This is a genomic window from Streptomyces sp. NPDC053427 (assembly GCF_044544985.1).
Classification (GTDB): Bacteria; Actinomycetota; Actinomycetes; order Streptomycetales; family Streptomycetaceae; genus Streptomyces.
The window spans coordinates 697,075-722,865 of record NZ_JBITYA010000002.1 but is presented as its reverse complement, the minus strand read 5'-3'; the positions used below and the strand labels follow the sequence as shown (position 1 = coordinate 722,865).

Below are 25,791 nucleotides of genomic sequence, written 5' to 3'. Positions count from 1 at the left end.
AACCTCGCGGGGCAGTGGCTTTTTGCCTGCCATGGGCCGATGCGGTCGACCGCCGCCGGTGGGATGCGGCGCCGGTCAGGCGGGGTCGGCGGGCCCGGCGGTGGAGCGGGTACGCGCGGTGATCAGCGTGAGGGCGAGGGCCAGGGCGGCCGCGGTGGCGGGAACCGCGTAGGCGAGGGCGGGGCCGAGGAGGGGGCTCCGCGCCGTGCCGGAGAGGTGGTCCACGGCCCAGCCGCCCGCCGCGGAACCGGCCGCGATTCCGCTCAGCAGGGCGGTCACGGCCAGGGTCATGCCCTCGTTCAACTGGGCCGCGGGAGTGCGGGACTGGATCAGCCCCATGCCGGTGACCATGGTCGGCGCGGTGGCCATCCCCGCCAGGAGCAGGGCGCAGGCCAGCGCCGTCAGGTTTCCGGTCCGGGCGGCGAGGAGGGGGAGCAGCATCAGGGCGGCCATGGCGGCCACGCAGAGACGGAAGCGGTGCGAGGGATGTCCGGGCCGGTTCGCCGGGCGCAGCAGGCCGTAAAGGAGGCCCGCGGTGCAGGAGCCGGCCGCCTGGAGGGCGAGCAGGGCGCCCGCTGCGGAGCGTACGCCGCGGTCGTCGGCGTAGGCGAGGGTGACGACTTCCAGGGAGCCGAAGATCGCGCCGGTGGCGAGGAAGGTGAGGAGCAGCGGCGGCAGTCCGGGCAGGCGGAGCGGCGAACGGGGCCGGGAAGGTCGGGGAAAGGCGGAGGACGCGGGGGAGGGGCGTGGGGTGACGGGGGGTTCGGTGCGGCGCTGGGCGGCGAAGAGCAGGACGCCGGTGAGGAGGAGCGTCACCGCCACGGCGGTGCCGGCTTCGGGGAAGAGGGTGGTGCAGAGGAAGGTGGCGAGGACGGGGCCCAGCATGAAGCAGAGTTCGTCCGCGGACTGTTCGAAGGAGTTGGCGGTGTGCAGGGCGGCCGGGTCGTCGCGGAAGAGGTGGGCCCAGCGGGCGCGGGACATGCCGCCGGTGTTGGGGGTGGTGGCGGTGGCGGCGTAGGAGGCGAAGAGGGTCCAGGCGGGGGCGTCGTAGCGGACGCACAGAAGGAGGGAGAGGGAGCCGAGGGCGGCGAGGACGGTGGCCGGGACGGCGACGCGGGCCTGGCCGTGCCGGTCGACGAGGCGGGCGGTCAGCGGGCCGACCAGCGCCGTTGCGGCCAGGCCGGTCGCCGTGACGGCTCCCGCCAGGGCGTAGGAGCCGCGGCTCCCGGCGATCATCAGGACCGCGCTGACGCTGAGCATCCCCATCGGCAGCCGGGCCAGCAGATTGGCGGCGGTGAAGGCGCGGGTGCCGGGCGGGGCGAAGATCCGGCGGTACGGGGCGAGGAGGCGGCGGCGGGGCGTGCGGCGGCGGGGCGTGCGGGCGCCGGGTCGTGGGCGGGTGGGCGGCCGTGCGCCGGGTGCGGACGGGGCGGTGGGGCGTACGGGAGGGGCGGTCACGGGGCGGGCGGCGAGGAAGAGGATCATGCGTCCACGGTCGCAAGGGGTGCCGAGGGGCGTCCAACACCTGGCGGGGGCCCATTCACGCACCTGGGTTGTGAGTTGGTGAGGCGGCTGGGAGGCTGGCGCGATGGCGTACGACATGGAGCCCCGGCTGTTGCGGTCGTTTGTCGCCGTTGCCGAAGAGCTCCACTTCACCCGGGCCGCGGCGCGCCTCTACGTCGCCCAGCAGGCGCTCAGCCGCGATATCCGTCGCCTGGAGCGGGAGTTGGGGGCCGGTCTGTTCGTGCGGACCACGCGGCAGGTGGCGCTGACGGCGGAGGGGGAGCGGCTGCTTCCGTATGCGCGGCAGGTGTTGAGCGCGCAGGACGAGCTGGCCGCCGCGTTCCGGGGCGCCGCCGAGCGGCCGCTGCTGGTGGATGTCGGGGCGCCGGTCGGGACCGCGTACCGGATGCTGGCGGAGGCGCGGGAGCGGGTGCCGGAGAACTGTGAGCTGGTGGCGCGTTTCCACAGCGGGCTGACCGGGGCGGCGGGGGAGCTGGCGGCGGGGCGGCTGGATGTGTCGTTCGGGCGGTTCGCGGGGCTCCCGCAGGGGATACGGACCGGGCTCGCGCAGCGGCCCGTGCGGCTGGAGCCGATGGCGGTGCTGCTGCGCGAGGATCATCCGCTGGCCGCGCGGGCGGCCGTACCGCTGGCGGAGCTGGCCGGCGAGACGCTCTACGCGGGCGCCGGGAACGCCGGGACCGCCGAGTGGACGGGCCTGGCGGCGCGGCTGTTCGCAGGGCGGGGCATCGCGATGGCCGAGCCGTTCCCGGAGATCGAGGGGCCCGAGGAATTCGTGCGGGTGGTGCGGAAGCGGGGGTGGTCGGTGCTGGCGAGTGTGGAGTTCATCGAGGTGCCGGGGATGGTGTTGCGGCCGCTGGTGGACCCGGTCCCGTTGTCGCCCGTGTCGATGGTGTGGCGGCGGGGACTGCGCCATCCGGGGCTGGAGGCGCTGCGGGCGGTGGCCCGGGAACTCGGGGAGCGGGCCGGGTGGCTGTCGCCTCCGGGGGAGCCGTGGTGGCTCCCGGAGGCGGATGCCGAGGTGATGGGGCGCCCGTCCCGTACGCTCCCGGGCTGACCCGGCCCTCACCACCTCCCGGCCCGCCCCGTGAGTGCAAGGTTTCGTCGGCGTCATCGGGCGGCATCGGGGGGAAACCCGCCGTCCCTAGCTTCGGGAGCAGGAGCCAGGGACATGGGAGGCGGGATGACGGCCGAGGTCGGCACGGACGCGGCGGGCGGTGCCCCCAGTGGGAGCCGTGGAGGCAGTCGTACACGGCGGGGGCGGCGGTGGATCGAGCGGTGGGAGCCGGAGGACGCGGAGTTCTGGGCGGAGACCGGGGAGCGGGTGGCGCGGCGGAATCTGGTGTTCTCCGTGCTGTCCGAGCACATCGGGTTCTCCATCTGGAGCCTGTGGTCGGTGATGGTGCTGTTCATGGGGCCGGAATACGGGGTGGATCCGGCCGGGAAGTTCTTCCTGGTGGCGGTGCCGACGCTGGTGGGAGGCGTGCTGCGGGTGCCCTACACCTTTGCGGTGGCGCGGTTCGGCGGACGTAACTGGACGGTGTGCAGCGCGCTGTTGCTGCTGGTGCCGACGGGCGCCGCGGCGCTGGTGATGACGCCGGGGACGTCGTACACGACCTTCCTCGTCGTGGCGGCGCTGACGGGTGTGGGCGGGGGGAATTTCGCCTCGTCGATGACGAATATCAACTCTTTCTATCCGCTGCGGAAGAAAGGGTGGGCGCTGGGGCTGAATGCCGGCGGCGGGAATATCGGGGTGCCGGTGATCCAGCTGCTGGGGCTGCTGGTGATCGGTACGGCGGGGGCCGCCCAGCCGCGGATCGTGCTGGGTGTGTATGTGCCGCTGATCGTGGCCGCGGCGGTGCTGGCGGCGCTGTTCATGGACAATCTGGCGCCGGTGACCAACGACACCGGGGCGGTCGTGGAGGCGGCCAAGGAGCGGCACACCTGGGTGATGGCGCTGCTGTACGTCGGCACGTTCGGGTCGTTCATCGGCTACAGCTTCGCGTTCGGGCTCGTGCTGCAGAGCCAGTTCGCGCGGACGCCTCTGCAGGCGGCGTCGCTGACGTTCATCGGGCCGCTGCTGGGGTCGCTGGTGCGGCCGGTCGGCGGGCGGCTGGCGGACCGGTTCGGGGGCGCGCGGATCACGCTCGGGAATTTCGCCGCCATGGGCGCGGCCACCGGGGTGGTGATCCATGCGGCGGCGCAGCGGTCGCCGGCGGAGTTCCTCGTGGGGTTCGTGGCGTTGTTCGTGCTGGCGGGGCTCGGCAACGGCTCGACGTACAAAATGATCCCGGGGATCTTCCAGGCCCAGGCGCTGCGGCGGGGGCTGGCGGGGGAGGCGGCCGCGGCCTACGGGCGGCGGCTGTCGGGGGCCGCGATGGGGCTGATCGGGGCGGTGGGGGCGCTCGGCGGGCTGGGCATCAACCTCGCCTTCCGGCAGTCGTTCCTGGAGACCGGGTCGGGGACGCCGGCCTTCGTGGCATTCCTGGCCTGCTATGTGGTGTGCGGCGTGGTCACCTGGGCCGTATACCTGCGGCCGGCGGCGCGCGGGCGGGCCGTGACGGCGCCGGAGGCCGGAGAGGGGGCCGCGCGGCCGGTGTACGCCGAGGTCTGAGGCGCCCCCGCCGGCCACCGCGGTCCCGCGGACACACCGGTCACCGGGCGGGGCCCCCGGGGCGCCCGTAACAGACGGGAAATACTGGGAGACCTGGCCTGTCACGAGCCGTTGGCAGGCTTGACGCCTTGGATCCCCTGCCGCCCGAGCCGCGGCGGCGGGGGAGGACGATGCAGCGCACCTTCGGGGGCGGAGCGGGACGGACGACCATGCACGATCAGCAGCAGGACCACGAGAGCCAGGCCGCCGTGCGGGCGCTGGACGGGTTCACGGTGGGGGTCACCGCGGCCCGGCGGGCGCAGGAGCTGGGGGCGCTGCTGGAGCGGCGAGGCGCCCAGGTCATGCATGCACCCGCGCTGCGCATCGTTCCGCTGCCGGACGACACCGAGCTGCTCGCCGCGACCCAGGCCCTGATCGACAGCGCGCCGGACGTGGTCGTGGCCACCACCGCCATCGGATTCCGCGGCTGGGTGGAGGCGGCCGAGGGCTGGGGGCTGGGCGAGGTGCTGCTGGACCGGCTGGCCGGCGTGGAGCTGCTGGCCCGCGGCCCGAAGGTGCGCGGCGCGATCCGGGCCGCCGGGCTGCGCGAGAAGTGGTCACCGGCCTCCGAGTCGATGGCCGAGGTCCTCGACCGGCTGCTGGAGGAGGGCGTCGCCGGGCGCCGGGTGGCCATCCAGCTGCACGGGGAGCTGATGCCGGGGTTCGTCGAGGCGCTGCGGGACGGCGGCGCCGAGGTCGTCGGCGTCCCCGTGTACCGCTGGATGCCGCCGGAGGACATCGGCCCGGTGGACCGCCTGCTGGACGCGGTCGTCGGCCGCGGCCTGGACGCGGTGACCTTCACCAGTGCGCCGGCCGCCGCCTCCCTGCTGCGCCGCGCCGGGGAGCGCGGCATCCAGGAGGAGGTGCTGGCGGCGCTGCGGCAGGAGGTGCTGGCGGTGTGCGTGGGGCCGGTCACCGCGCTGCCGCTCCAGGCGCAGGACGTCCCCACCCTTCAGCCCGAGCGGTTCCGGCTGGGGCCGCTGGTGCAGCTGCTGTGCCATGAACTGCCGGGCCGGGCGCGGCCGTTGCCGATCGCCGGGCACCGTGTCGAGATCCGCGGGCACGCCGTCGTGGTGGACGGCGAGCTGCGCCCGGTGCCGCCCGCCGGGATGGCGCTGCTGCGCGCGCTGGTCCGCCGCCCCGGCTGGGTGGTCTCCCGCGCGGATCTGCTGCGGGCGCTGCCGGGCGCGGGCCGGGACGAGCATGCGGTGGAGACGGCGATGGCCCGGCTGAGGGCGGCGCTGGGCGCGCCGAAACTGATCCAGACGGTGGTCAAGCGGGGGTACCGGCTGTCGCTCGATCCGCATGCGGAGACCGGGAAGTACGACGGAAGCTGACGCGGCGGGGCGGCGGGGCGGCGGGCGGCGAGCCGGCGCGCAGGCGGGGTCCGGCCGGCGGGCCTCAGGCCGGATTGTTGACGCGGATCTTGGACTGGCCGTGCTTACGGGTCTCCCAGTCCTCCATGAAGCGCGCCTCGAGGCCGTGCTTCCGGGCCAGTCGCAGCAGCGTCTCGGTGCGGTAGTAGAAGTCCTCGCGCAGCACCTGGTGCTCGGTGCCCTCGGTGCGGTCGAAGGTGAAGTCGAAGAAGCCGCCGGGTGCCAGGATCCGGCCGACATGCGCCAGGCACTCGTCGATGACGTCGATCGGCGAGTGCGAGAAGACGCTGTGCGCGTGGACGATGTCGAAGTGGGCCGCCGGGAGGAAGTCCAGCGTGAGGTTCCGGGTGATCGTCAGGTGCGGGAGTTTGTCCTGGAGCTCGTAGGTCGTCAGGGTCTGCTTCGCGGATATCAGGATGTCCGGGGAGATGTCGATGCCGTAGTAGTGGCCCGCGTCGAGGTGGGCGATGAACCGCCAGCCGGCCCGTAGGTTGCCGCAGCCGATGTCGAGCATCCGGTGGCCGGGCCGCAGGCCGTGCTCCATCAGGTAGTCGAACTGCATCTCGCCCAGCGCCAGCCAGCGTTCATGGGTGCGGCTGCCGACCGCGGCCTCCGGGTTGCGGCCGGTGTCCGAGGCCATCACCGCGCGGTAGTAGTCCACGTGATCGGGGTGCTTGAGGCGCAGCCAGGTGTCGCGGGCGGTGCGTTTGACGTACGGGGTGATGCGGGCCGGGTTCCGTACCGCGTAGCCGATCTTGTGCGTCAGGCTGGCGCGGTTCTTGCGCAGGGATGTGGGCGACATGCCGACGGACTATACATGAGATGTATACGCATCATGTCTACTTGCAGTGTCTACGCTTCGTGTCTACTCGTGGGTGTGCGAACGGGGAGCGGACCGGGCCCCACCGCCGCAGGCTTCCGGCGGCCGCCCCCGCCGGGCACTCTGGGAGCACACGCGTGTGTTCCGCGTTGGTTCCCTAAGGAGTGACAGGCACATGGAGGCGCGTTACGACCTGCGGTTCGACTGCGGGCGGATCTGCCTGGACCTGGTGGCCACGACCGGCGAGGACGCCGAACGGCTCACCGGCCCCGAGCACTTGACGGCCTGGCTGACCGGCGCGGGCGTGGTGCCCCGCGGCGTCCGGCTGGACGGCGTCGACGGACAGTGGGTCGCCCGCTTCCGGGCGCTGCGCGAGCTGTTGCGCAGGGTCGTGCACGACGAACTGCGCGGCCGGGCGGCCGACGCCGACCTGGACCTGCTCAACGCCGCGGCCGGGGCCGCCGGTCCGCCCGCCGTCCACGTGGTACGGGCCGAGGACGGCACGCTGGCCCGCACCTTCCCGGGGCCGCCGGACTGCACCGGGCTGCTGGCCGCGGTGGCCCGCGACGCCGTGGGGCTGCTGACCGATGCCGCGGCGCGCGGGCAGCTGCGGCAGTGCGCGGGGGAGAGCTGCTCGCTGGTCTATCTGGACACCTCCCGCGGGCGGCGGCGCCGTTGGTGCTCCAGCGAGGTGTGCGGCAACCGGGAGCGGGTGGCGCGGCACCGCAGGCGGACGGCGGCCCGCAGCGGGGCCGGCGCCCGGAATGCCGGGCCGGGCGGACGGTAGCGCCGCGCCGCGGGCCGTACCGCGGCGCCGGGCCGATCCCCGCGCCCGGAAGGCGGCGCCCGGATGCCCGCGCCGGACCCCGGCCGGAATCTTGGCTCGAAATCTTGGCCGAAAATATTCGCCGGACCCTGAGTGAACCCGCCCGTCCCGTCCGTATCCCTCCCCGCAAGGCCGATTCATGGCATGGTCCCGGGCGCTCTCCGGTGATCCGCGCTATCGACCCGGGAGTTGGAGTGCGCAAGGATGCCGCCGTGGCAGACCGGACGACACCTGACGAGGTGCTCATGAGAGCCCTCTACGACGAGCATGCGGGGCCGCTTCTCGCCTTCGTCCTGCGCCTGGTGGCGGGCGACCGGCACCGGGCGGAAGACGTGGTGCAGGAGACGCTGGTGCGTGCCTGGCGCAATGCCGAGCAGCTGCAGAGCGCGACCGGCTCCATCCGGCCATGGCTGGTGACCGTCGCACGGCGGATCGTCATCGACGGCCACCGCAGCCGCCAGGCCCGGCCCCAGGAAGTCGACGCGACGCCCCTCGAGACGATGCCGGCGGCCGATGTGATCGACCGGGCGCTGCGCATGATGACGATCTCCGAGGCGCTGAGCGATCTGAGCCCGGCCCACCGGGAAGCCCTTGTCGAGACGTACTTCAAGGAGCGTACGGTCAGCGAGGCGGCGGAGGTACTGCGCGTACCGGCGGGGACCGTACGGTCCCGGGTCTTCTACGCGCTGCGCTCCCTGAAGCTCTCGCTAGAGGAACGAGGAGTGACGGAGTGACCCCGCCCACGCAGCCGGACCGGCACACCGACGTCGGCGCCTATGCGCTGGGCGTCCTGGACGGCGCCGACGCCCAGCGGTTCGAGCAGCATCTGGCCGGCTGCGACCGGTGCGCGGCCGAACTCGAGGAACTGCTCATGCTGTCCCCGCTGCTGGCCGAGTTCAAGGAGACCGCGCCCACGCCGGAGACGATCACCGCCGTACCGGGGCCCGGCGTCCTGGACGGGCTGCTCGACGAGGTGGCGGCCACCCGGCGCGGCCGCGGCCGGCGCCGGCTGTACCTCGTCGCCGCGGCCGCCGCACTGATCATCGGCGGGCCGCTCGCCACCTTCGCCCTGACCGGTGCGGAAGCGAAGAACGAGCCGGCCGCGCCGCCGCTCGCGCTCGCCGGTGCCGTCCGCGCGCAGTACGCCGCGGGCGAGCGGGTGACCGCCGTCGACCCCGTCACCAAGGTCTCGGCGGGCGTCTCCATGGCTGCCCGGCCCTGGGGAACCCAGGTCGTCCTCCAGCTCGCGGGCGTCAAGGGGCCGCTCACCTGCGACCTGGTCGCCGTCGGCAAGGACGGCAGCCGCCAGACCGTCACCACCTGGGCGGTCCCCAGGAGCGGCTACGGCATCAAGGGCAGCACGGCCAAATGGAACCGCGAGCCGCTCTACGCCGCGGGCGGGGCGGCCCTCAACCGCGGCGACATCGACCGCTTCGAAATCCGTACGCTCGACGGCGACCGGCTGGCCAGCGTCGACGTCTGAGACCGGCCGTGCGTCCGCCGGGCCGCCACCGGACGGGCGGATGTGGTCCCGGAGCGATCCGGGACCCGCACCGTCCGTCACCTGGACTTGTGCCGACGTTAACGTCTAGGTCAACATCCGACCGGACACGCCCTTTTTTGTCCGTATGGCCAGATGCGTACGGTGCCTGGTTCGCGTACGGTTGACGGCTGCCCTACGCACAGCAGAAGGGGGCCTGGGTGGCCGCGCAGAACGCCACGCACGCACCGGATCACGCATCGGATGCCGTCCGTCACGCACCGGATTCCGTTCGCGACCGTGAGATCGAGGCCGAGCAGACGCATCTCGACAGCGTCTACCGGCGCCTCGAGGAGAAGATCCACGAAGCAGAGTTCCTGATGGACGACGCCGCCAAACGCGGCCAGGTCGGCACGCCCGGCGCGTTCGCCGAACGCGACGCCCAGGTCTTCCAGGCCGGCGTCCATCTCCACCGCCTGAACTCCGAGTACGAGGACTTCCTCTTCGGCCGGATCGACCTGCTCCTCGGCAAGGACGGAAAGAAGGGCCCGGACGGCGCCTACACCTCCGTCGAGCCCGCCGACGGCGCCATCGTGGACAACCGCGCCGCGATCGCCGAGACGCTGCACATCGGGCGCCTCGGAGTGCTCGACGCCGACTACTCCCCGCTGGTCATCGACTGGCGCGCACCGGCCGCCGCACCCTTCTACCGCGCCACCCCGGTCGCGCCCGGCCGGGTCGTCCGCCGCCGCGTCATCCGCTCCAAGGGCCGCAAGGTCCTCGGCGTCGAGGACGATCTGATGCGCCCGGAGATCACCGCCACCCTCGACGGCGTCGAACTGCCCGCCATCGGCGACGGCGCGCTGATGGCCGCGCTCGGCCGGGCCCGCAGCCACACCATGCGCGACATCGTCGCCTCCATCCAGGCCGAGCAGGACATGGTGATCCGCGCCCCCGCCAACTCCGTCACCGAGGTCGAGGGCGGCCCCGGCACGGGCAAGACCGCGGTCGCCCTGCACCGCGCCGCCTACCTCCTCTACCAGGACCGCCGCCGCTACGCCGGCGGCATCCTGGTCGTCTCCCCGACCCCGCTGCTGGTCGCCTACACCGAAGGCGTACTCCCCTCGCTCGGCGAGGAGGGCCAGGTCGCCATCCGCGCGCTGGGCTCCCTGGTGGACGGCGCCGAGGCCACCGCCTACGACCCGCCGGCCGTCTCCCGCGTCAAGGGCTCCTCGCGGATGCAGAAGCTGCTGCGCAAGGCCGCCCGCGGCGCCCTGGACCTGCCGCGGGACCGGCAGCGGGACACCACCCGGCTGCGCGTCGTCGCCTTCGGCGGGCGCCTGGAGCTGGACGCCGACGAGCTGCGCAACATCCGGCACGCCGCGCTCGGCGGCACCGCCCCGGTCAACCTGCTGCGCCCGCGCGCCCGCCGGCTGATCCTGGACGCCCTGTGGACCAAGTCGGGCGCCGCCCGCCGCTACACGGACCCCGAGCTGGCCGCCGAGGTCCGCCAGGGCTTCGACGAGGACCTCGGCACCGAGCCGGACTTCCAGGAATTCCTGGACGCCTGGTGGCCCGAGCTCACCCCGCGCGGGGTGCTGGCCGCGATGGCCGACGAGCGCCTGCTGGGCCGCTGGGCCCGCCGGATCCTCAACCCGCGCGAGGTGCGCCAGCTGGCCCGTTCGCTGCGTCGGCTGGGCCCCGACGGGCGCGGCCCGCTGTCGGTGCACGACGTCGCGCTGCTGGACGAGTTCCAGCAGATCCTGGGCGCTCCGGCCCGCCCGGCCCGCCCGCGCGAGGCCGATCCGCTGGACCACCTGACCGGTCTGGAGGAGCTGTCGACCTTTGCGGACCGCAACTCCGGCGGCCGCGGCCGGCGCGAGCGCCTGGAGGAGGAGCGCACCGACTACGCCCATGTCATCGTCGACGAGGCGCAGGACCTGACGCCGATGCAGTGGCGGATGGTCGGCCGCCGCGGTCGGCACGCCACCTGGACGGTGGTCGGCGACCCGGCGCAGTCGTCCTGGTCCGACCCGGACGAGGCCGCCCTCGCCCGCGACGAGGCCCTCGGCACCCGCCCGCGGCGCCGCTTCACGCTCACCGTGAACTACCGCAACCCGGCGGAGATCGCCGAACTGGCGGCCAAGGTGCTGGCGCTGGCCATGCCCGGCATGCGGTCGCCGAACGCGGTCCGCTCCACCGGACTGGAGCCGCGGTTCGCCGTGACGTCCCCCGACGGCGCCGCCGCCGACGAGGAACTGGCGCGGGCCACGGTGGCCGAGGCCGGGCGGCTGCTGGGCGAGGTGGACGGCACGGTCGGCGTCGTGGTGGCCATGGACCGCCGCGAGCAGGCCCGCCGCTGGCTGGCCGGGCTCGGCGACCGTGTGGTGGCGCTGGGCTCGCTGGAGGCCAAGGGGCTGGAGTACGACGCGACCCTGGTGGTCTCGCCCGCCGAGATCGCCGACGAGTCACCGGCCGGGCTGCGGGTGCTCTATGTGGCACTGACCCGCGCCACCCAGCAGCTGACGGTGCTCTCCACCGCACGCGACGAACCGGACGCGGCGGGGGTGCCCGACCTGCTGCGCGACTGACCGCCGCCGTCCGCGCGGCCGGCCGCCTCCGTACGGGGGAGGGGACCGGCCGCCGTACGAGGGGTCCTGGAATCGGCTGCCCGGGACGGGATTCGCATCCGAGGATGGTTTGTTAGCCTGGGTGACGGCACCGGCTCGATCCAAGCCCCCGGGCCCAACCATCGTCGCTACGAGCGACCACTTGCCGCGAGGCGAGCATGGCGGGTCGGTGTCCTAAGCAGTCTGCGGGCGCCCCTCCTTCGGGAGGGGCGCCCGCGGTCGTTCCGCCCGTGCGGGCGGGCCCTCGGTCCCTGCCGGATCGGTCGGTGCCGGATCGGTCCGTGCCGGAAAACGCCTTGTGGAGATCGGGGGAGGGGGGTTCCACTCACCCGTGCTCTCTCGTATGGTGGAATTGTCTTTCCGAATTTCGTAGCTGGTTACCGTGTACCGGCTGGTAGGTGGGACGATCGGACAACGCGCTCCGTACCTTGGGCATCCCCGGGTCACGGAGCCGCTTAGAGAGAAACAAGGGAAAGCAGAGGAAGTCGGCCATGGCAACGGCGCCTAGCGTCTCGTATTCGATGACGGTGCGACTGGAAGTTCCCGCGAGCGGCACCGCCGTCAGCCAGCTCACCACGGCCGTGGAGTCCTCCGGCGGGTCGGTCATCGGCCTCGACGTGACCGCCTCCGGCCACGAAAAGCTCCGGATCGACGTCACCATCGCCGCGACGTCCACCGCGCACGCGGACGAGATCGTCTCCAAACTGCGCGAGATCATCGGCGTCACGCTCGGCAAGGTCTCCGACCGTACGTTCCTGATGCACCTCGGCGGCAAGATCGAGATGTCGTCGAAGCACCCCATCCGCAGCCGCGACGACCTCTCGATGATCTACACCCCCGGCGTCGCGCGGGTCTGCCAGGCCATCGCCGACAACCCCGAGGACGCCCGCCGCCTGACCATCAAGCGCAACAGCGTCGCGGTCGTCACCGACGGCTCCGCGGTCCTCGGCCTCGGCAACATCGGCCCCATGGCCGCCCTGCCCGTCATGGAGGGCAAGGCGGCCCTCTTCAAGCGCTTCGCGGGCATCGACGCCTGGCCGCTGTGCCTGGACACCCAGGACACCGACGCCATCGTCGAGATCGTCAAGGCCATCGCCCCCGGCTTCGCCGGCATCAACCTCGAGGACATCTCCGCCCCCCGCTGCTTCGAGATCGAGGCGCGGCTGCGCGAGGCCCTGGACATCCCCGTCTTCCACGACGACCAGCACGGCACCGCCATCGTCGTGCTCGCCGCCCTCACCAACGCGCTGCGCGTCGTCGGCAAGAAGATCGAGGACGTACGGGTCGTGATGTCCGGCGCGGGAGCCGCCGGCACCGCCATCCTCAAGCTGCTGATCGCGGCCGGCGTCCGGCACGCCGTCGTCGCCGACATCCACGGCGTGGTGCACGCCGGCCGCGCCGACCTCGTCGACGCCGACCCGGACTCGCCGCTGCGCTGGATCGCCGACAACACCAACCCCGAGGGCGTCACCGGCACCCTCAAGGAGGCCGTGGTCGGCGCGGACGTCTTCATCGGCGTCTCCGCGCCCAACGTCCTGGACGGCGACGACGTCGCGAAGATGGCCGAGGGCGCGATCGTGTTCGCACTCGCCAACCCCGACCCGGAGGTCGACCCGGCCATCGCCCGGCAGACCGCCGCGGTCGTCGCCACCGGCCGCTCCGACTTTCCGAACCAGATCAACAACGTCCTGGTCTTCCCCGGCGTCTTCCGCGGTCTGCTCGACGCGCAGTCCCGCACGGTCAACACCGAGATGATGCTGGCCGCGGCCGGTGCCCTCGCCGAGGTTGTCCTGGACGACGAGGTCAACCCGAACTACATCATCCCCAGCGTCTTCAACGACAAGGTCGCGGGCGCGGTGGCCGGTGCGGTGCGGGATGCGGCCAAGGCCGCCGACCCCGATGTGATGGCCACCACGGCCCTCTGAGTACGGCGCGTCGCGTGACACGGCCTCCGTAGGCCCCCCATAGGCTGGCGGTCAGCAAACGACCGCCGCCCTGTGGGGCCGGCCCGGAGCGGCGTGCTACGGAACGTCACCATGACGAGGCAGTGGGACTTTCGTGTGACCCTCCAGGGTTCCGGATTGGCTTTAGTCCCGCAGGTAGGGGCAGGATGCGTAATCGGGCGCGAGGGTCTGGCAGCAGACCCGGGTCCGGGGACTGTCCGAGGGCCCTGGCAGCATCGGCTTCGATCTCACGCCTCATTGGCAAGAAGAACACGGGAGTACAAACATGAACCGCAGTGAGCTGGTGGCCGCTCTGGCCGATCGCGCCGAGGTGACCCGCAAGGACGCCGACGCCGTTCTGGCCGCCCTCGCCGAGGTGACCGGCGAGATCGTTGCCAAGGGCGACGAGAAGGTCACCATCCCCGGCTTCCTCACCTTCGAGCGCACCCACCGTGCCGCTCGCACCGCGCGGAACCCGCAGACCGGCGACCCGATCCAGATCCCGGCCGGCTACAGCGTGAAGGTCTCCGCGGGCTCCAAGCTCAAGGAAGCCGCCAAGGGTAAGTAAGACCCTCAGGCAGCACCGCACGAAGCCATGAAGGGCGGCCATCCCTCCGGGGGTGGCCGCCCTTTTGGCTGCCTTTTCGGCCGCCCTGGCCGCGTCGCGCCGTTCCGCGGCCCGGGCGGCGGGCTGCGCACCGGCCGTACGGGCCCTGTGGCCGGTTCTGCGGCGCCGCCTCAGACGGCCGGGGCGAACGGGAAGTCCGTCAGGTCAATGTCCTCCAGAGAGGCGACCACGGCCGTTCGGGGGCCGGGCACGATGCCCGGCACGCTCGGCACGGCCAGCAGGCGGCAGCCCGCCGCCAGCGCGGCGGCCGCACCGGTGGGGGTGTCCTCGACGGCCAGGCAGTCCGCCGGGTCGACGCCGAGACGGGCCGCGGCGGCCAGATAGGGGTCCGGGTGCGGCTTGCCGCGCGGCGCCTCGCCCGAGGCCACCGACAGCGCGAAGCGATGCGCCCCGAGGGTGCGCAGCACCAGATCGGCCACATGCCGCTCGGAGGCGGTGACCAGCGCGGCCGGTACGCCCAGCGCCTGCGCCCGGTCCAGCAGCCGCAGCGCGCCCGGCTGGACGGTGACGCCGGCCGCGACCCGGGCGGTGAAGTCCCGGTCCAGGCGGGCGGCGGTCTCGCGGACGCCGAGGGCGATGCCGTGCTCACGCACCAGGCGCTCGGCGGCGGCTTCCACCGGGGCACCGGCGAACGCCGCCAGCACCCCGTCCGAGGCCGGTACGCCCTGCTCCCGCAGGAAACCGGCGACGGCGGCCAGCCACTGGTGCTCGGTGTCGACGAGGGTGCCGTCCATGTCGCAGAGGAGGGCGGCGGGGAGGGCGGGGGGAGAAGACATACGGGCTCGCTGTTCGGTCGGGCCGGATGCGTCGGTCGACTGCACCCGGCCGGAACGCCGCGGCCGGAGCGCCCCGCCGGGGCTCAGGCCTCCGGCGGGGCGCTCCGGCCGTCCGGTGCGGTCTCAGCCCTCCGCGTGGGCGGGCTCGGCCCGCGGCGCCTTGTTCGGCAGTTCCACATGGGCGCCCAGCTCGACGAGCTTCTCCATGAAGTTCTCGTAGCCGCGGTTGATCAGGTCGATGCCGTGCACCCGGGAGGTGCCCTGCGCCGCCAGCGCCGCGATCAGATACGAGAAGCCGCCGCGCAGGTCGGGGATGACCAGGTCGGAGCCCTGGAGCTTCGTCGGGCCGCTCACGACCGCGGAGTGCAGGAAGTTGCGCTGGCCGAAGCGGCAGGCGGAGCCGCCCAGGCACTCGCGGTAGAGCTGGATGTGCGCGCCCATCTGGTTGAGCGCGGAGGTGAAGCCGAGCCGGGACTCGTACACCGTCTCGTGCACGATCGACAGGCCCGAGGCCTGCGTCAGGGCGACGACCAGCGGCTGCTGCCAGTCGGTCTGGAAACCGGGGTGGACGTCGGTCTCCAGGGCGATGGCGTTGAGCGAGCCGCCCGGGTGCCAGAAGCGGATGCCCTCGTCGTCGATCTCGAAGGCGCCGCCGACCCTGCGGAAGGTGTTGAGGAAGGTCATCATCGACCGCTGCTGCGCGCCGCGGACGTAGATGTTGCCCTCGGTGGCCAGCGCGGCGGACGCCCAGGAGGCGGCCTCCAGGCGGTCCGGGAGGGCGCGGTGGTTGTAGCCGTCGAGCTTGTCGACACCGGTGATCCGGATCGTCCGGTCGGTGTCCATGGAGATGATCGCGCCCATCTTCTGCAGTACGCAGATGAGGTCCTCGATCTCCGGCTCCACGGCGGCGTTCGACAGCTCGGTGACGCCCTCGGCCAGCACGGCGGTCAGCAGCACCTGCTCGGTCGAGCCGACCGACGGGTACGGCAGCCGGATCTTGGTGCCGCGCAGTCGCTGCGGGGCTTCCAGATACTGCCCGTCGTCGCGCTTCTCGATGGTCGCACCGAACTGGCGCAGCACGTCGAAGTGGAAGTCCACGGGACGGCCGCCGATGTCGCAGCCGCCCAGGCCCGGGATGAAGGCGTGGCCGAGGCGGTGCAGCAGCGGGCCGCAGAACAGGATCGGGATCCGCGAGGAGCCGGCGTGCGCGTCGATGTCCGCGACGTTGGCGCTCTCCACGTGCGACGGGTCGAGGATCAGCTCGCCGGGCTCGTCACCCGGGCGGACCGTGACGCCGTGCAGCTGCAGCAGCCCGCGCACGACGCGGACGTCGCGGATGTCGGGCACATTGCGCAGCCGGCTCGGGCCGCTGCCCAGGAGGGCGGCGACCATGGCCTTCGGTACGAGGTTCTTCGCACCGCGGACCCGGATCTCGCCCTCGAGCGGGGTGCCGCCGTGGACAAGCAGTACGTCGTCAGTAGAGACGGTCATGGATCTCGCGTTCCTGGAGACGGGCAGGGCCAAGCAGAAATGGTAAGGGCGCCGGAGGGCGTGTCCGTAGGGCCGTGCACCGATTAGGCATGTAATGGCTTTGTCACAACACGCTCCGCTACGATCCGCCTTTGATCCGTAATCGCCTTTTGGCTGAAAATGACGCTGAATGTCTCGAATGGGTCATCTGCTCTTCGCCTCGTGCGCCGGTGCTGCCGCCGTACGCCCTGCCCTGCTCTTGCAGCGGTCGGGCCGTTGACTCCCCGCTTCGGGCCGAATTGCGGGATCATGTGCCCATGACCGAGGTGTCCTCGCTCACAGGGCGGCTGCTCGTCGCCACACCCGCGCTCGCCGACCCCAACTTCGACCGCGCGGTCGTGCTGCTCCTCGACCACGACGAGGAGGGCTCCCTCGGCGTCGTCCTGAACCGCCCCACGCCGGTCGGGGTGGCGGACATCCTCGCACCCTGGGCCGCGCTCGCCGGCGAGCCGGGGGTCGTCTTCCAGGGCGGCCCGGTCTCGCTGGACTCGGCGCTCGGCGTCGCGGTGGTGCCCGGCGGGCTGTCGGGTGACGGCGGCGTCGCCTCCGCGCAGAGCGGTGCGCGGGCCGGCGGCGGCGATGCGGCGGCCGGGGGCGCGGCCGCCGCGGACACGGACGACCTGCCGCCCGGTGACGAGCCGCTGGGCTGGCGCCGGGTGCACGGCGCGATCGGCCTGGTCGATCTGGAGGCCCCGCCGGAGCTGCTCGCGGCGGTGCTCGGCAGCCTGCGGATCTTCGCCGGGTATGCGGGCTGGGGCCCCGGCCAGCTGGAGGACGAGCTGGTGGAGGGCGCGTGGTACGTCGTCGAGTCCGAGCCGGGCGATGTCTCCTCGCCCGATCCCGAGCAGCTGTGGCGCGCGGTGCTGCGGCGCCAGCGCAATGAACTGGCCATGGTCGCCACGTATCCGGACGACCCCTCGCTGAACTGAACGGCCCCTCACCGAACCGAACGGCGCCTGACCGAACCGAACGGCGCCTCACGGTCGGCTTGTTACGGGTTCGTCATGGGGAATTGTCGGACCCCGTCGCTATGGTTCGGATTGCAGGGGACGGTGCGCGGGCGCGACGGCGCGGCCGCGCGGACACGAACGGGGGAGCGCCATGCACAGGCCGAGCGTGCCCGAGGATCTGGACCATCCGGAGCGGCTGTGGGCGCGCGCCGCGACGCTGTCCGTGGTGGCGGCGGCCATGGACGACTGGGACGACTTCTCCTGGGGACCTCTGGGGCTGCAGTGCTGGAACGGCGGTGGCGCCTACTGGTGGCGGCTGAAGCTGTACGACGACGGCCGCGCCCTGCTGTGCGGCCAGGACTCGGACGGCAGCTACACCCACAGCGGGAAGCGGCAGATCGACTTCCTGGCCGGCGGTCCGCAGTGGCTGCCCTGGGAGCGGATGCGCCACGACGCCGAGGGCAATCTCTTCGGCTTCGTCTACTGGTGGCAGGACGGCGCCTGGGCCCGCGCCCCGTACCCCGAGACGATGCTGGACGACGGCCTGGAGATGGCCCTGAGCTGGGCCGGGACGGGTGACGACGCGATCGGGCGGATCGTCGAGGACCTGGTGGCGGTCACCGAGACCGAGGTCGATCCGGCGGCCGCGGTCCGCGCCTTCATCGCCGCCGCCGAGGCCCGTACGGTCGGCGCGGCGGACATCACCGCGCTGCTGGACGCGGTCTGCGATCAGGATTCCTGGTACGCGGTGCGCCCGGAGGCGGCGCTGGCGTTCGCGGTGGAGCTGGGCCTGACGGCCGAGGACAGGGGCGGAGTGCCGGTGGCGTCCTAGGCCGCCTCTGACGGATCTCCGCGCTGCGCCAGGGAGAAGAAGCGTTCCGCCAGCGGATGCGCGTCGCGGGCGGGCAGGGCCAGGTGCACGGGCACGGGCGGCGCGTTCTTCAGGCGTACGTACCGGATGCCGGGGTGGGTGTGCCGCTGCGCCACCGCGTCCGGGGCCACCCCGATGCCGTGCCCGGCCGCCACCGCCTCCAGCCACTCGTCGAAGTTCCCTGCGGTGCAGGCGAGCCGGGGGCGCCGTCCCTCGGGCCACAGCTGGGGCCGGGTGCTGCCGGTGACGGTGTTGACCACCAGCGGCAGTTCGGCCAGCTCGGCCCAGTCCAGCACCCGGCGGCGGGCCACGGCGCGCACGGCGCCCGCCGCCGACGTTCCCAGCGGCGTACGCGCCAGGGCGGCGACCCGCGGCTCGTGCAGGAGGACCGTGCTGCGCAGCCCGGCGTCCCGGGGGACCTCGCCGCGCAGCACCACGACATCCGACTCCGCCCTCTCCAGCCCGGCGAGCGGGGAGTCCCGGCGCACCAGCCGCACGCCGGCACCGGTCGCCGCTTTGAATTCCGCGGTGAGCCCGATGCAGGCGGCAGGCAGCAGCGAGGTGAAACCCAGCCGCAGGATTGCCGGCCCGGTGGACGAACGGAGCGCGTCGGCCAGCCGGGGGAGCAGCGGGGTGAGTTCGGCGTAGAGGCGGCGGCCGGCGTCGGTGAGCTCGACGCGCCGGGTCGTACGGTCCAGCAGCCGGGCGCCGAGCGCGGTCTCCAGCGCCCGGACGGCCCGGGTCAGCGCGGGCTGGCCGGTCCGCAGCCGGTCGGCGGCGTGGGTGAAGCTGCGCTCCTCGGCGACGGCCAGAAAGCCGCGCAGATGGCGCAGCTCGATGCCGTCGAGCCCGTACCAGTTGTCGAGAGTGCCGCCGTCATCCATGCGGCCCCAGCATAAATGCACCCCACCGGGCATTTCCCCGGCCATCCGGAGACCTCCTACGTTTCCCGCATCGGTTCACCCCGGGGCCGGGATCCTCCCCACCGCCCCGGACGATCACGGGAGTTGAGTGCGGTGCGCAAGGTGTGGTTGCTGACGCTGGGGGCCTTCACCCTCGGCCTGGACGCGTATGTGATGGCCGGGCTGTTGCCGGTCATCGCGCACGACATCGGCACCCGGGTCGCGCTGGCGGGCCAGCTGGTCACGGCCTTCACCCTGGCGTACGCGATCGCCGCGCCGCTGGTCGCCGGGCTGCTCGCCGCCGCCCGGCCCCGTGCGCTGATCCTGGCCGCGCTCGCGGTCTTCACGCTCGGTAACGCCGTCTCCGCCCTCGCGCCCTCACTGGCGGTGCTGCTGGTTGCCCGGGTGATTGCCGGAGCCGGGGCCGGCGTCTACTCGGCCCTGTCCACGGCGGCCGCCGCCGCGCTCGCCCCCGAAGGGCGGCGCGGGCGGGCGCTGGCCCTGGTGATGGGCGGGATGAGCGCGGGCACCGTACTGGGCGTGCCGATCGGGGTGCTGCTGGCCGAGCACGCCGGCTGGCGCGCCACGCTGTGGCTGGTGACCGCGCTGGGCGTCCTCGCGCTCGGCGGACTCGCGGCGCTGCTGCCGCAGATACCCGCCGCACCCGCGGTGCCGCTGCGCGCCCGGCTGACGGCCGTCACGGACCGCGCTGTGGCCCCCGTGGTCGGGGTGTCCTTCCTGGGCGCCGTCGCCAGCCTCGGCCTGTACACCTACCTCGCGCCCGTACTGGCCGCCGCGGGCGGCGTCGGCGAGGTGGCGCCGTATCTGTGGGCCTGGGGCGCCGGCGGGGTGCTGGGCAGTGTGCTGGCCGGGCCGCTGGTGGACCGTACGGGGCGGGTCCGGGCGCTGGTCGGCGGGGTGCTCGTGGTGGTCGTCGGGGCGCAGGCGCTGCTGCCCGCGCTGGCCGGCGCCGCGCTGCCCGGTGCGGTGGCCGCGCTGGTGGCGTGGGGCGCGGCAGGCTGGGCGATGCAGGTGCCCCAGCAACACCGCCTGCTGGCACTGAGCGCGGACCGCGGCACCATCGCGCTCGCCCTGAACAATTCGGCGCTCTATCTGGGCAGCGCCGTCGGCTCGGCGCTCGGCGGACTCGCGCTGGCCGCGGGCATGCCCCCGTACGCGCTGCCCTGGGCGGCGGCCGGGGTGGCGGCCCTGGGACTTGTCCTCCATACGGCGACAGGCCGTCGCTCCCGGGTTGCGGCGGGCATGAGTACCCTTGGCAGTTATGAGCACTCTTGAGCCCGAGCGCGGGGCAGGTACGGGGACCCTCGTAGAGCCGACACCGCAGGTGTCGCACGGCGACGGCGACCATGAGCGCTTCGCCCACTACGTCCAGAAGGACAAGATCATGGCGAGCGCGCTCGACGGCACGCCCGTCGTCGCGCTGTGCGGCAAGGTCTGGGTACCGGGGCGCGACCCCAAGAAGTACCCGGTCTGCCCGATGTGCAAGGAGATCTTCGAGTCCATGGGCGCCGGTGGCGACAAGGACAAGGGCGGCAAGGACGGCGGCAAGAAGTAGCCGGCCCGCTTCCGCGGCTCTGTGAGGCGGCTCCGGTGTGCGTATCCGCGCATACCGGAGCCGTCTGCATGTCCGCCGTGGCAGATTCGGCGGTATGACGGACAGCGCAGAAACGGACAGCGCAGAAACGGACAGCGCGGAGTCGCACGGCGCAGAGACGTACCCGGCACATACGGACCTGATCCCGCGGCCGCGGCGTCTGGGCTGGGTGCCGCCCGTCCAGGGGCTCTTCCCCCTGGACCGCGACACGCTGCTCGAGGCCCGGCCCGGCACCGAGGGCGTGGCCCGCTGGATGCGGTCCACGATCGGCGCGGCCACCGGGCTGCCGCTCGCGCCGGGTGACGACGACGACAACCGCATCGTGCTCGCCATCGACCGGAAACTGGCGCCCGAGGCCTACCGCATCGTCGTGGACGGCTACGCGATCCGCATCGACGGCGGCAGCGCGGCCGGCGTCTTCTGGGGCGCGGGGACCTTCCGGCAGCTGCTCGGACCCGAGGCGTTCCGCCGGGCGCCGGTCGTGGACCGGGCCGAGTGGTACGTACCGATGGTCGTCGTCGAGGACGAACCGCGGTTCGCCTGGCGCGGCATGATGCTCGACGTCGCACGGCACTTCCTGCCCAAGGACGGCGTGCTGCGCTACCTCGACCTGCTGGCCGCCCACAAGCTCAACGTCCTGCACCTGCACCTCACCGACGACCAGGGCTGGCGCATCGAGATCCGGCGCTACCCCCGGCTGACCGCGACCGGCGGCTGGCGCGCACGCACCAAACTCGGCCACCGCGCCTCGCCGCTGTGGGACGACCGCCCGCACGGCGGCTTCTACACCCAGGACGACATCCGCGAGATCGTCGCCTACGCCGCCGCGCGGCACATCACCGTCGTCCCCGAGATCGATATCCCCGGCCACTCGCAGGCCGCCATCGCGGCGTATCCGGAACTCGGCAACACCGACGTCATCGACACCACCTCCCTGAAGGTCTGGGACACCTGGGGCATCAACCCCAACGTACTTGCCCCCACCGACAACGCCCTGCGCTTCTACGAGCACGTGCTGGAGGAGGTCCTCGACCTCTTCCCCTCCCCGTTCGTGCACATCGGCGGCGACGAGTGCCCCAAGGACCAGTGGCGCGCCTCGGCCACCGCCCGGGCGCGCATCGCCGAACTGGGCCTGTCCGGCGAGGACGCGCTGCAGAGCTGGTTCATCCGGCACTTCGACCGCTGGCTCGCCGGCCGCGGCAGACGGCTGATCGGGTGGGACGAAATCCTCGAGGGCGGGAATCGGGCGCCCGGGGACGGGACGACGGAAACGGGCCTGTCCGCCGGCGCCGCCGTCTCCTCCTGGCGCGGCTACGCGGGCGGGATCGCCGCCGCCCGCGCCGGCCACGACGTCGTCATGTGCCCCGAGCAGCAGGTCTACCTGGACCACCGTCAGCACGCCGACCCCGACGAACCGGTGCCGATCGGCTTCGTCCGCACCCTCGAGGACGTCTACCGCTTCGATCCCGTGCCGCCGGAGCTGACGGACGAACAGGCCGCGCACGTCCTGGGCACCCAGGCCAACGTCTGGACCGAGGCCATGGACAGTCAGCAGCGCCTCGACTACCAGGTCTTCCCGCGGCTCGCGGCGTTCGCCGAGGTCGCCTGGGCGCGGCTGCCCCGCCCCGCCGACCGCGACCACGAGGACTTCGCCCGCCGGATGACCGCCCATTACGCCCGCCTCGACGCCCTCGGCGTCGACTACCGCCCGCCCGGCGGCCCGCACCCCTGGCAGCGGCGCCCCGGTGTGCTCGGACGCCCGATCGACGGGGCGCCCCCAAACGTGTGAGCCCGTGCGCAAGAAGGGGCCCCGCACGGCCGGAGCCTGGGACGGTGGTGGCCCCGCACCGCCATACGGGCGGTGAACGCCCACGAAGTGCGTACCGTCCGCCGTACCCCCGCGCCGCCCGCCGCACCCCCGCAGGCGCCGGGCGAAGGGGACCGGCGCGCCGCCGGGGACGGAACGCCGCTTCGCGGACCCTCTCGCCGTGGGTCCGGGAAGATGTGCCAGAGTTGCCACGTCCGGGCCGTGAGCACGTACCGTACGGCGGAGCGGAACTGCCGGGACACCGGGGAAGGGGCAGCTGGCTTGACCACCCACGCACCGCAGGCGTCACCAACGGTGACATTGCCGGCCTCGCTCGACGAGGCGGTGGCGGCGCTCACCGCCATGCCCGCCGCCGTTCCGGTCGCGGGCGGCACGGACCTCATGGCGGCCGTCAACGCCGGACTCCTCAGACCCGCAGCCCTGGTGGGCCTCGGCCGGATCAGCGAGATCCGCGGCTGGCAGTACCAGGACGGCCACGCCCTGCTCGGCGCCGGTCTCACCCTCGCCCGGATGGGGCGCCCCGACTTCGCCGCGCTGATCCCGGGCCTGGCCGCCGCCGCCCGTGCCGCCGGACCCCCGCAGATCCGCAACGCCGGGACGCTCGGCGGCAATATCGTCACCTCCGCGCCCACCGGCGACACCCTGCCCGTGCTCGCCGCCCTCGAAGCGACCGTGATCATCGCCGGCCCCGGTGGTGCGCGCCGCGAGATCCCCGTCAGCCACCTCCTGGCGGGCCGGGAGATGCTGCACCCCGGTGAACTCGTCGGCTTCGTACGGGTACCGCTGCTGCATGCCCCGCAGACCTTCCTCAAGGCCACCGGCCGTACGGGGCCCGGGCGGGCCACCGCCTCGGTGGCGCTGGTCCTGGACCCGGCCCGGCGCGGCGTGCGCTGCGCCGTCGGGGCGGTCGCCGCGATGCCGCTGCGCCCCCTGGAGGCCGAGCAGTGGGTGGCCTCGCTCATCGACTGGGACGGCGAACGCGGCCTGGTGCCCGAGGCCCTGGCGGCCTTCGGCGACTACGTGGCCGCTGCATGCATTCCCGACCCGGTGCCGCCGCAGGACGGTTCGGAACCCGTGACCCTGCCGCCCGCCGCGCTGCACCTGCGCCGTACGGTGGCAGCCCTGGCCCGCCGCGCACTTGGGAGGGCGCTCTCGTGAGCGATGACAACCACACCCCGCAGCAGCCGCACCCCGAACAGGGCTGGCAACCACTCCCGCAGGGCGGCGAGTACGAGTCGGAGGCCACCGCCTTCGTCCAGCTCCCCGAGGGCTTCACCACCGGGGTCTACGGCGGCGTGCCCGGCCGCTACGGCAGCGGCTACGGCAACCCGGGCGCCGACCCGCTCGCCGCGCCCGGCCACGGCTACACCCCGCCGTCCTCCTTCGCCCAGCACGCCGCCGCGCCACCGGTCCCGGACGCGGGCACCGACCCGGCGTCGACCGGCCAGTGGACGATGCCGTTCGCGGACCCGTCGGCCGGATACGTCGACCCGTCCGCCGGATACCCGGCCCACTCGGGCCACACCGATCACTCGGGTCACGCGGGACATCAGGATTCCGCCGCGATCTATCAGGGCGGCGCGCCCGAGGCGGCGCAGCCGTGGGGCGGCGACCGGGTGGACTGGCCGGTCGCGGGCAGCGCGGAGGCCGCCGGAGCGTGGTCGGTTCCGGCTGCGGCGGACGACGGCCTGGAGGAGTCCGGCGAGTACCTGGTCGGCGAGGACGGCCTGCCGGGCCACCAGGGCCACCAGGGCTACCAAGGACACCAGGGACACCAGGGGCAGGCGGGGCATCACCCCGGGCCCGGGGGCGCCGCCGACTACCAGGGCGGCTATCAGGACACCTACGGCGGAGCCGAGGTTCCGGCGGACTCCGGCGAAGCCGGCCGCACCGGACACTGGAACTTCACGGCCGGGCTGAGCGCCACGACCGGCGTGCCCGGGCAGGGCGGGACCGCCGCCGACGACCCGTTCCGCGCGCCCGCCGGCGATCCGTACGCGGCGAGCCACCCGGCGGACGGCCTGACGGACGGTTCGACGGACGGCCTGGCGGACGGCGGTGAAGCGGTTGACGGCGATCCGTACGGGACCGGCGTCGGCCGGACGGACGCCCCGGCCGCCGGTGCGACCGGTCACTGGTCGCTGCCGGCCGACGCGCTGGCCCAGTGGCCGCCCGCCCAGCAGGAGCCGACCCCCCGGCCGGAGGAGGCGGCGCCGAGCATAGGTGCCGGTTCCGGTGCCGATCGGTGGGCGGTCCCGGTGGCCGAGGGGGAACAGCCCGACCACTCCGGGGAATTCGCGGTCGGCCCGGCGACCGGTCCCGGGGCCGGCGAGGGAGCCGGCGCCGGGGAGGCGTACGGGACCTATCAGGCCTATGGGGCGTACGAGGAGCCCCGGGCGGCGGCAGAGGACCGTCCCGCCGACGGGGACGAACGGGCGGCCGGGGAGAGCGCCGCGACGGAGCCGGAGCCCGGCCCGGAGCCCGAGAGCGCGGCCGTGGGCGCCCCGTCACCCGCCGAGGGCCAGGACGCGCACCACGACGTGCACCACGACCTGCCCCGGGCGGCCGATCCCGTCGACCCGGCCGCACCGGCCGGTCCCACCGAGCCGACCGAGCTCACCGAACTCACGGGCGGGCTCGCCAACTCCACCGGCCACGCCGGCCCCGAGACCACCCCCGACCCCACCGGCACCCCTGACCCCACCGATCCCACGGATCCCACCGCCCCCGTCCCCGACACCCTCGCCCCCGCCGGCGCCGCCGACGAGCAGGCCCACGACGAACACCCCGCCGCCTCCTACGTCCTGCGCGTGAACGGCACCGACCGGCCCGTCACGGACTCCTGGATCGGCGAGTCGCTGCTCTACGTGCTCCGCGAGCGGCTCGGCCTCGCCGGGGCCAAGGACGGCTGCTCGCAGGGCGAGTGCGGGGCCTGCTCCGTCCAGGTGGACGGGCGGCTCGTCGCGTCCTGCCTGGTGCCCGCCGCCACCACGGCGGGCAGCGAGGTCCGTACCGTCGAGGGGCTCGCGCAGGACGGCGTGCCCTCCGACGTGCAGCGGGCGCTGGCCGCGTCCGGCGCCGTGCAGTGCGGGTTCTGCATCCCGGGCATGGCGATGACCGTGCACGATCTCCTGGAGGGCAACCACGCCCCCAGCGAGCTGGAGACCCGCAAGGCGCTGTGCGGCAACCTCTGCCGCTGCTCCGGCTACCGGGGCGTGCTGGACGCCGTCGAGGAGGTCGTCAAGGCCCGTACGGAGGCCGCCGAGGCGGCGCACGCCGAGGACCGGACCCCGCCGGACGCTCCGATGGACAAGCCCCGGATCCCCCACCAGGCGGGCCCCTCGGACCCCACTGGCCATGCCCCGCACCACCAGGATTCCCCCGGCCACCACCCCCAGCAGGGACCGGGCGCCGATCCGCAGACGGGAGGCGCCGCATGAGC

21 protein-coding genes are annotated in these 25,791 nt (G+C 73.6%); 16 read left to right on the top strand and 5 right to left on the bottom strand.

The genetic code is table 11. The features are described 5' to 3' along the window. Nucleotides 1-75: 75 nt before the first annotated feature. Nucleotides 76-1,485: an MFS transporter gene (locus tag ACIGWZ_RS07855; protein WP_400061897.1), complete on the bottom strand. Its 1,410-nt coding sequence runs from the start codon at nucleotides 1,483-1,485 to the stop codon at nucleotides 76-78. Between the two features lie 103 nt (nucleotides 1,486-1,588). Between ACIGWZ_RS07855 and ACIGWZ_RS07850 the strand changes: the two genes are divergently transcribed. The 3 genes from ACIGWZ_RS07850 (at nucleotide 1,589) to ACIGWZ_RS07840 (ending at nucleotide 5,511) form a co-directional block, all read left to right on the top strand. Next, nucleotides 1,589-2,578, top strand: a complete 990-nt coding sequence (locus ACIGWZ_RS07850) for a LysR family transcriptional regulator (protein ID WP_400061896.1) — start codon at nucleotides 1,589-1,591, stop codon at nucleotides 2,576-2,578. A 114-nt stretch (nucleotides 2,579-2,692) separates the two neighbouring features. Next, a complete protein-coding gene (locus tag ACIGWZ_RS07845; RefSeq protein ID WP_400061894.1) occupies nucleotides 2,693-4,135 on the top strand; it encodes a nitrate/nitrite transporter in 1,443 nt (480 codons plus the stop codon). Between the two features lie 209 nt (nucleotides 4,136-4,344). Further along, complete coding sequence (locus tag ACIGWZ_RS07840; RefSeq protein ID WP_400061893.1) at nucleotides 4,345-5,511, top strand: uroporphyrinogen-III synthase; 1,167 nt, start codon at nucleotides 4,345-4,347, stop codon at nucleotides 5,509-5,511. Between the two features lie 64 nt (nucleotides 5,512-5,575). Here ACIGWZ_RS07840 and ACIGWZ_RS07835 read toward each other — a convergent pair whose 3' ends face one another. Continuing rightward, nucleotides 5,576-6,352: a class I SAM-dependent methyltransferase gene (locus ACIGWZ_RS07835; protein WP_400061891.1), complete on the bottom strand. Its 777-nt coding sequence runs from the start codon at nucleotides 6,350-6,352 to the stop codon at nucleotides 5,576-5,578. Nucleotides 6,353-6,545: 193 nt separating this feature from the next. On the opposite strand from ACIGWZ_RS07835, the gene ACIGWZ_RS07830 reads away from it, so the two are divergent. The 6 genes from ACIGWZ_RS07830 to ACIGWZ_RS07805 all read left to right on the top strand — a co-directional run bounded on the left by ACIGWZ_RS07830 (nucleotide 6,546) and on the right by ACIGWZ_RS07805 (nucleotide 13,817). Beyond that, nucleotides 6,546-7,157 (top strand): CGNR zinc finger domain-containing protein, encoded by a 612-nt coding sequence (locus tag ACIGWZ_RS07830; RefSeq protein ID WP_400061890.1) that lies wholly within the window; start codon nucleotides 6,546-6,548, stop codon nucleotides 7,155-7,157. Between the two features lie 233 nt (nucleotides 7,158-7,390). After that, a complete protein-coding gene (locus ACIGWZ_RS07825; protein WP_400061888.1) occupies nucleotides 7,391-7,930 on the top strand; it encodes a sigma-70 family RNA polymerase sigma factor in 540 nt (179 codons plus the stop codon). After that, nucleotides 7,927-8,679, top strand: coding sequence for an anti-sigma factor family protein (locus ACIGWZ_RS07820; protein WP_400061886.1), 753 nt, complete (start codon nucleotides 7,927-7,929; stop codon nucleotides 8,677-8,679). Before ACIGWZ_RS07825 ends, ACIGWZ_RS07820 begins: the two co-directional genes overlap by 4 nt. 218 nt (nucleotides 8,680-8,897) lie before the next feature. Continuing rightward, nucleotides 8,898-11,267, top strand: coding sequence for a HelD family protein (locus tag ACIGWZ_RS07815; protein ID WP_400061884.1), 2,370 nt, complete (start codon nucleotides 8,898-8,900; stop codon nucleotides 11,265-11,267). Between the two features lie 530 nt (nucleotides 11,268-11,797). Continuing rightward, on the top strand, nucleotides 11,798-13,231 hold the full coding sequence (locus ACIGWZ_RS07810) for an NAD-dependent malic enzyme (protein WP_400061883.1): 1,434 nt from the start codon (nucleotides 11,798-11,800) through the stop codon (nucleotides 13,229-13,231). A gap of 304 nt (nucleotides 13,232-13,535) precedes the next feature. After that, entirely contained in the window at nucleotides 13,536-13,817 is a 282-nt protein-coding gene (locus tag ACIGWZ_RS07805) for an HU family DNA-binding protein (RefSeq protein ID WP_030069353.1), read from the top strand. Between the two features lie 170 nt (nucleotides 13,818-13,987). Here ACIGWZ_RS07805 and ACIGWZ_RS07800 read toward each other — a convergent pair whose 3' ends face one another. Continuing rightward, nucleotides 13,988-14,653: an HAD family hydrolase gene (locus ACIGWZ_RS07800; protein WP_400061881.1), complete on the bottom strand. Its 666-nt coding sequence runs from the start codon at nucleotides 14,651-14,653 to the stop codon at nucleotides 13,988-13,990. Nucleotides 14,654-14,776: 123 nt separating this feature from the next. After that, the gene (murA, locus tag ACIGWZ_RS07795) at nucleotides 14,777-16,144 is read right to left on the bottom strand and encodes a UDP-N-acetylglucosamine 1-carboxyvinyltransferase (RefSeq protein WP_400061879.1); all 1,368 of its coding nucleotides are present in this window, start codon (nucleotides 16,142-16,144) and stop codon (nucleotides 14,777-14,779) included. Nucleotides 16,145-16,440: 296 nt separating this feature from the next. On the opposite strand from murA, the gene ACIGWZ_RS07790 reads away from it, so the two are divergent. After that, entirely contained in the window at nucleotides 16,441-17,112 is a 672-nt protein-coding gene (locus ACIGWZ_RS07790) for a YqgE/AlgH family protein (protein WP_400061877.1), read from the top strand. A 172-nt stretch (nucleotides 17,113-17,284) separates the two neighbouring features. Next, a complete protein-coding gene (locus ACIGWZ_RS07785) occupies nucleotides 17,285-17,965 on the top strand; it encodes a hypothetical protein (protein ID WP_400061875.1) in 681 nt (226 codons plus the stop codon). Here ACIGWZ_RS07785 and ACIGWZ_RS07780 read toward each other — a convergent pair. Next, complete coding sequence (locus tag ACIGWZ_RS07780; protein ID WP_400061873.1) at nucleotides 17,962-18,888, bottom strand: LysR family transcriptional regulator; 927 nt, start codon at nucleotides 18,886-18,888, stop codon at nucleotides 17,962-17,964. The two genes, ACIGWZ_RS07785 and ACIGWZ_RS07780, sit on opposite strands and share 4 nt — an antisense overlap. Nucleotides 18,889-19,020: 132 nt before the next feature. Here ACIGWZ_RS07780 and ACIGWZ_RS07775 point away from each other — a divergent pair, with 132 nt between their 5' ends. From ACIGWZ_RS07775 to ACIGWZ_RS07755, 5 genes are all read left to right on the top strand, one after another. Beyond that, nucleotides 19,021-20,202, top strand: a complete 1,182-nt coding sequence (locus ACIGWZ_RS07775; RefSeq protein WP_400062037.1) for an MFS transporter — start codon at nucleotides 19,021-19,023, stop codon at nucleotides 20,200-20,202. Then, nucleotides 20,189-20,482 carry a DUF3039 domain-containing protein gene (locus ACIGWZ_RS07770; protein ID WP_026169910.1) on the top strand — a complete coding sequence of 98 codons (294 nt, stop codon included), beginning with the start codon at nucleotides 20,189-20,191 and terminating at the stop codon, nucleotides 20,480-20,482. Before ACIGWZ_RS07775 ends, ACIGWZ_RS07770 begins: the two co-directional genes overlap by 14 nt. Before the next feature lie 94 nt (nucleotides 20,483-20,576). Continuing rightward, complete coding sequence (locus tag ACIGWZ_RS07765) at nucleotides 20,577-22,310, top strand: beta-N-acetylhexosaminidase (protein ID WP_400061871.1); 1,734 nt, start codon at nucleotides 20,577-20,579, stop codon at nucleotides 22,308-22,310. A 300-nt stretch (nucleotides 22,311-22,610) separates the two neighbouring features. After that, nucleotides 22,611-23,507: an FAD binding domain-containing protein gene (locus ACIGWZ_RS07760; protein ID WP_400061869.1), complete on the top strand. Its 897-nt coding sequence runs from the start codon at nucleotides 22,611-22,613 to the stop codon at nucleotides 23,505-23,507. After that, nucleotides 23,504-25,789 (top strand): 2Fe-2S iron-sulfur cluster-binding protein, encoded by a 2,286-nt coding sequence (locus tag ACIGWZ_RS07755; RefSeq protein WP_400061867.1) that lies wholly within the window; start codon nucleotides 23,504-23,506, stop codon nucleotides 25,787-25,789. The genes ACIGWZ_RS07760 and ACIGWZ_RS07755 overlap by 4 nt, the downstream gene beginning before the upstream one ends. The last annotated feature ends 2 nt before the right edge of the window (nucleotides 25,790-25,791 follow it).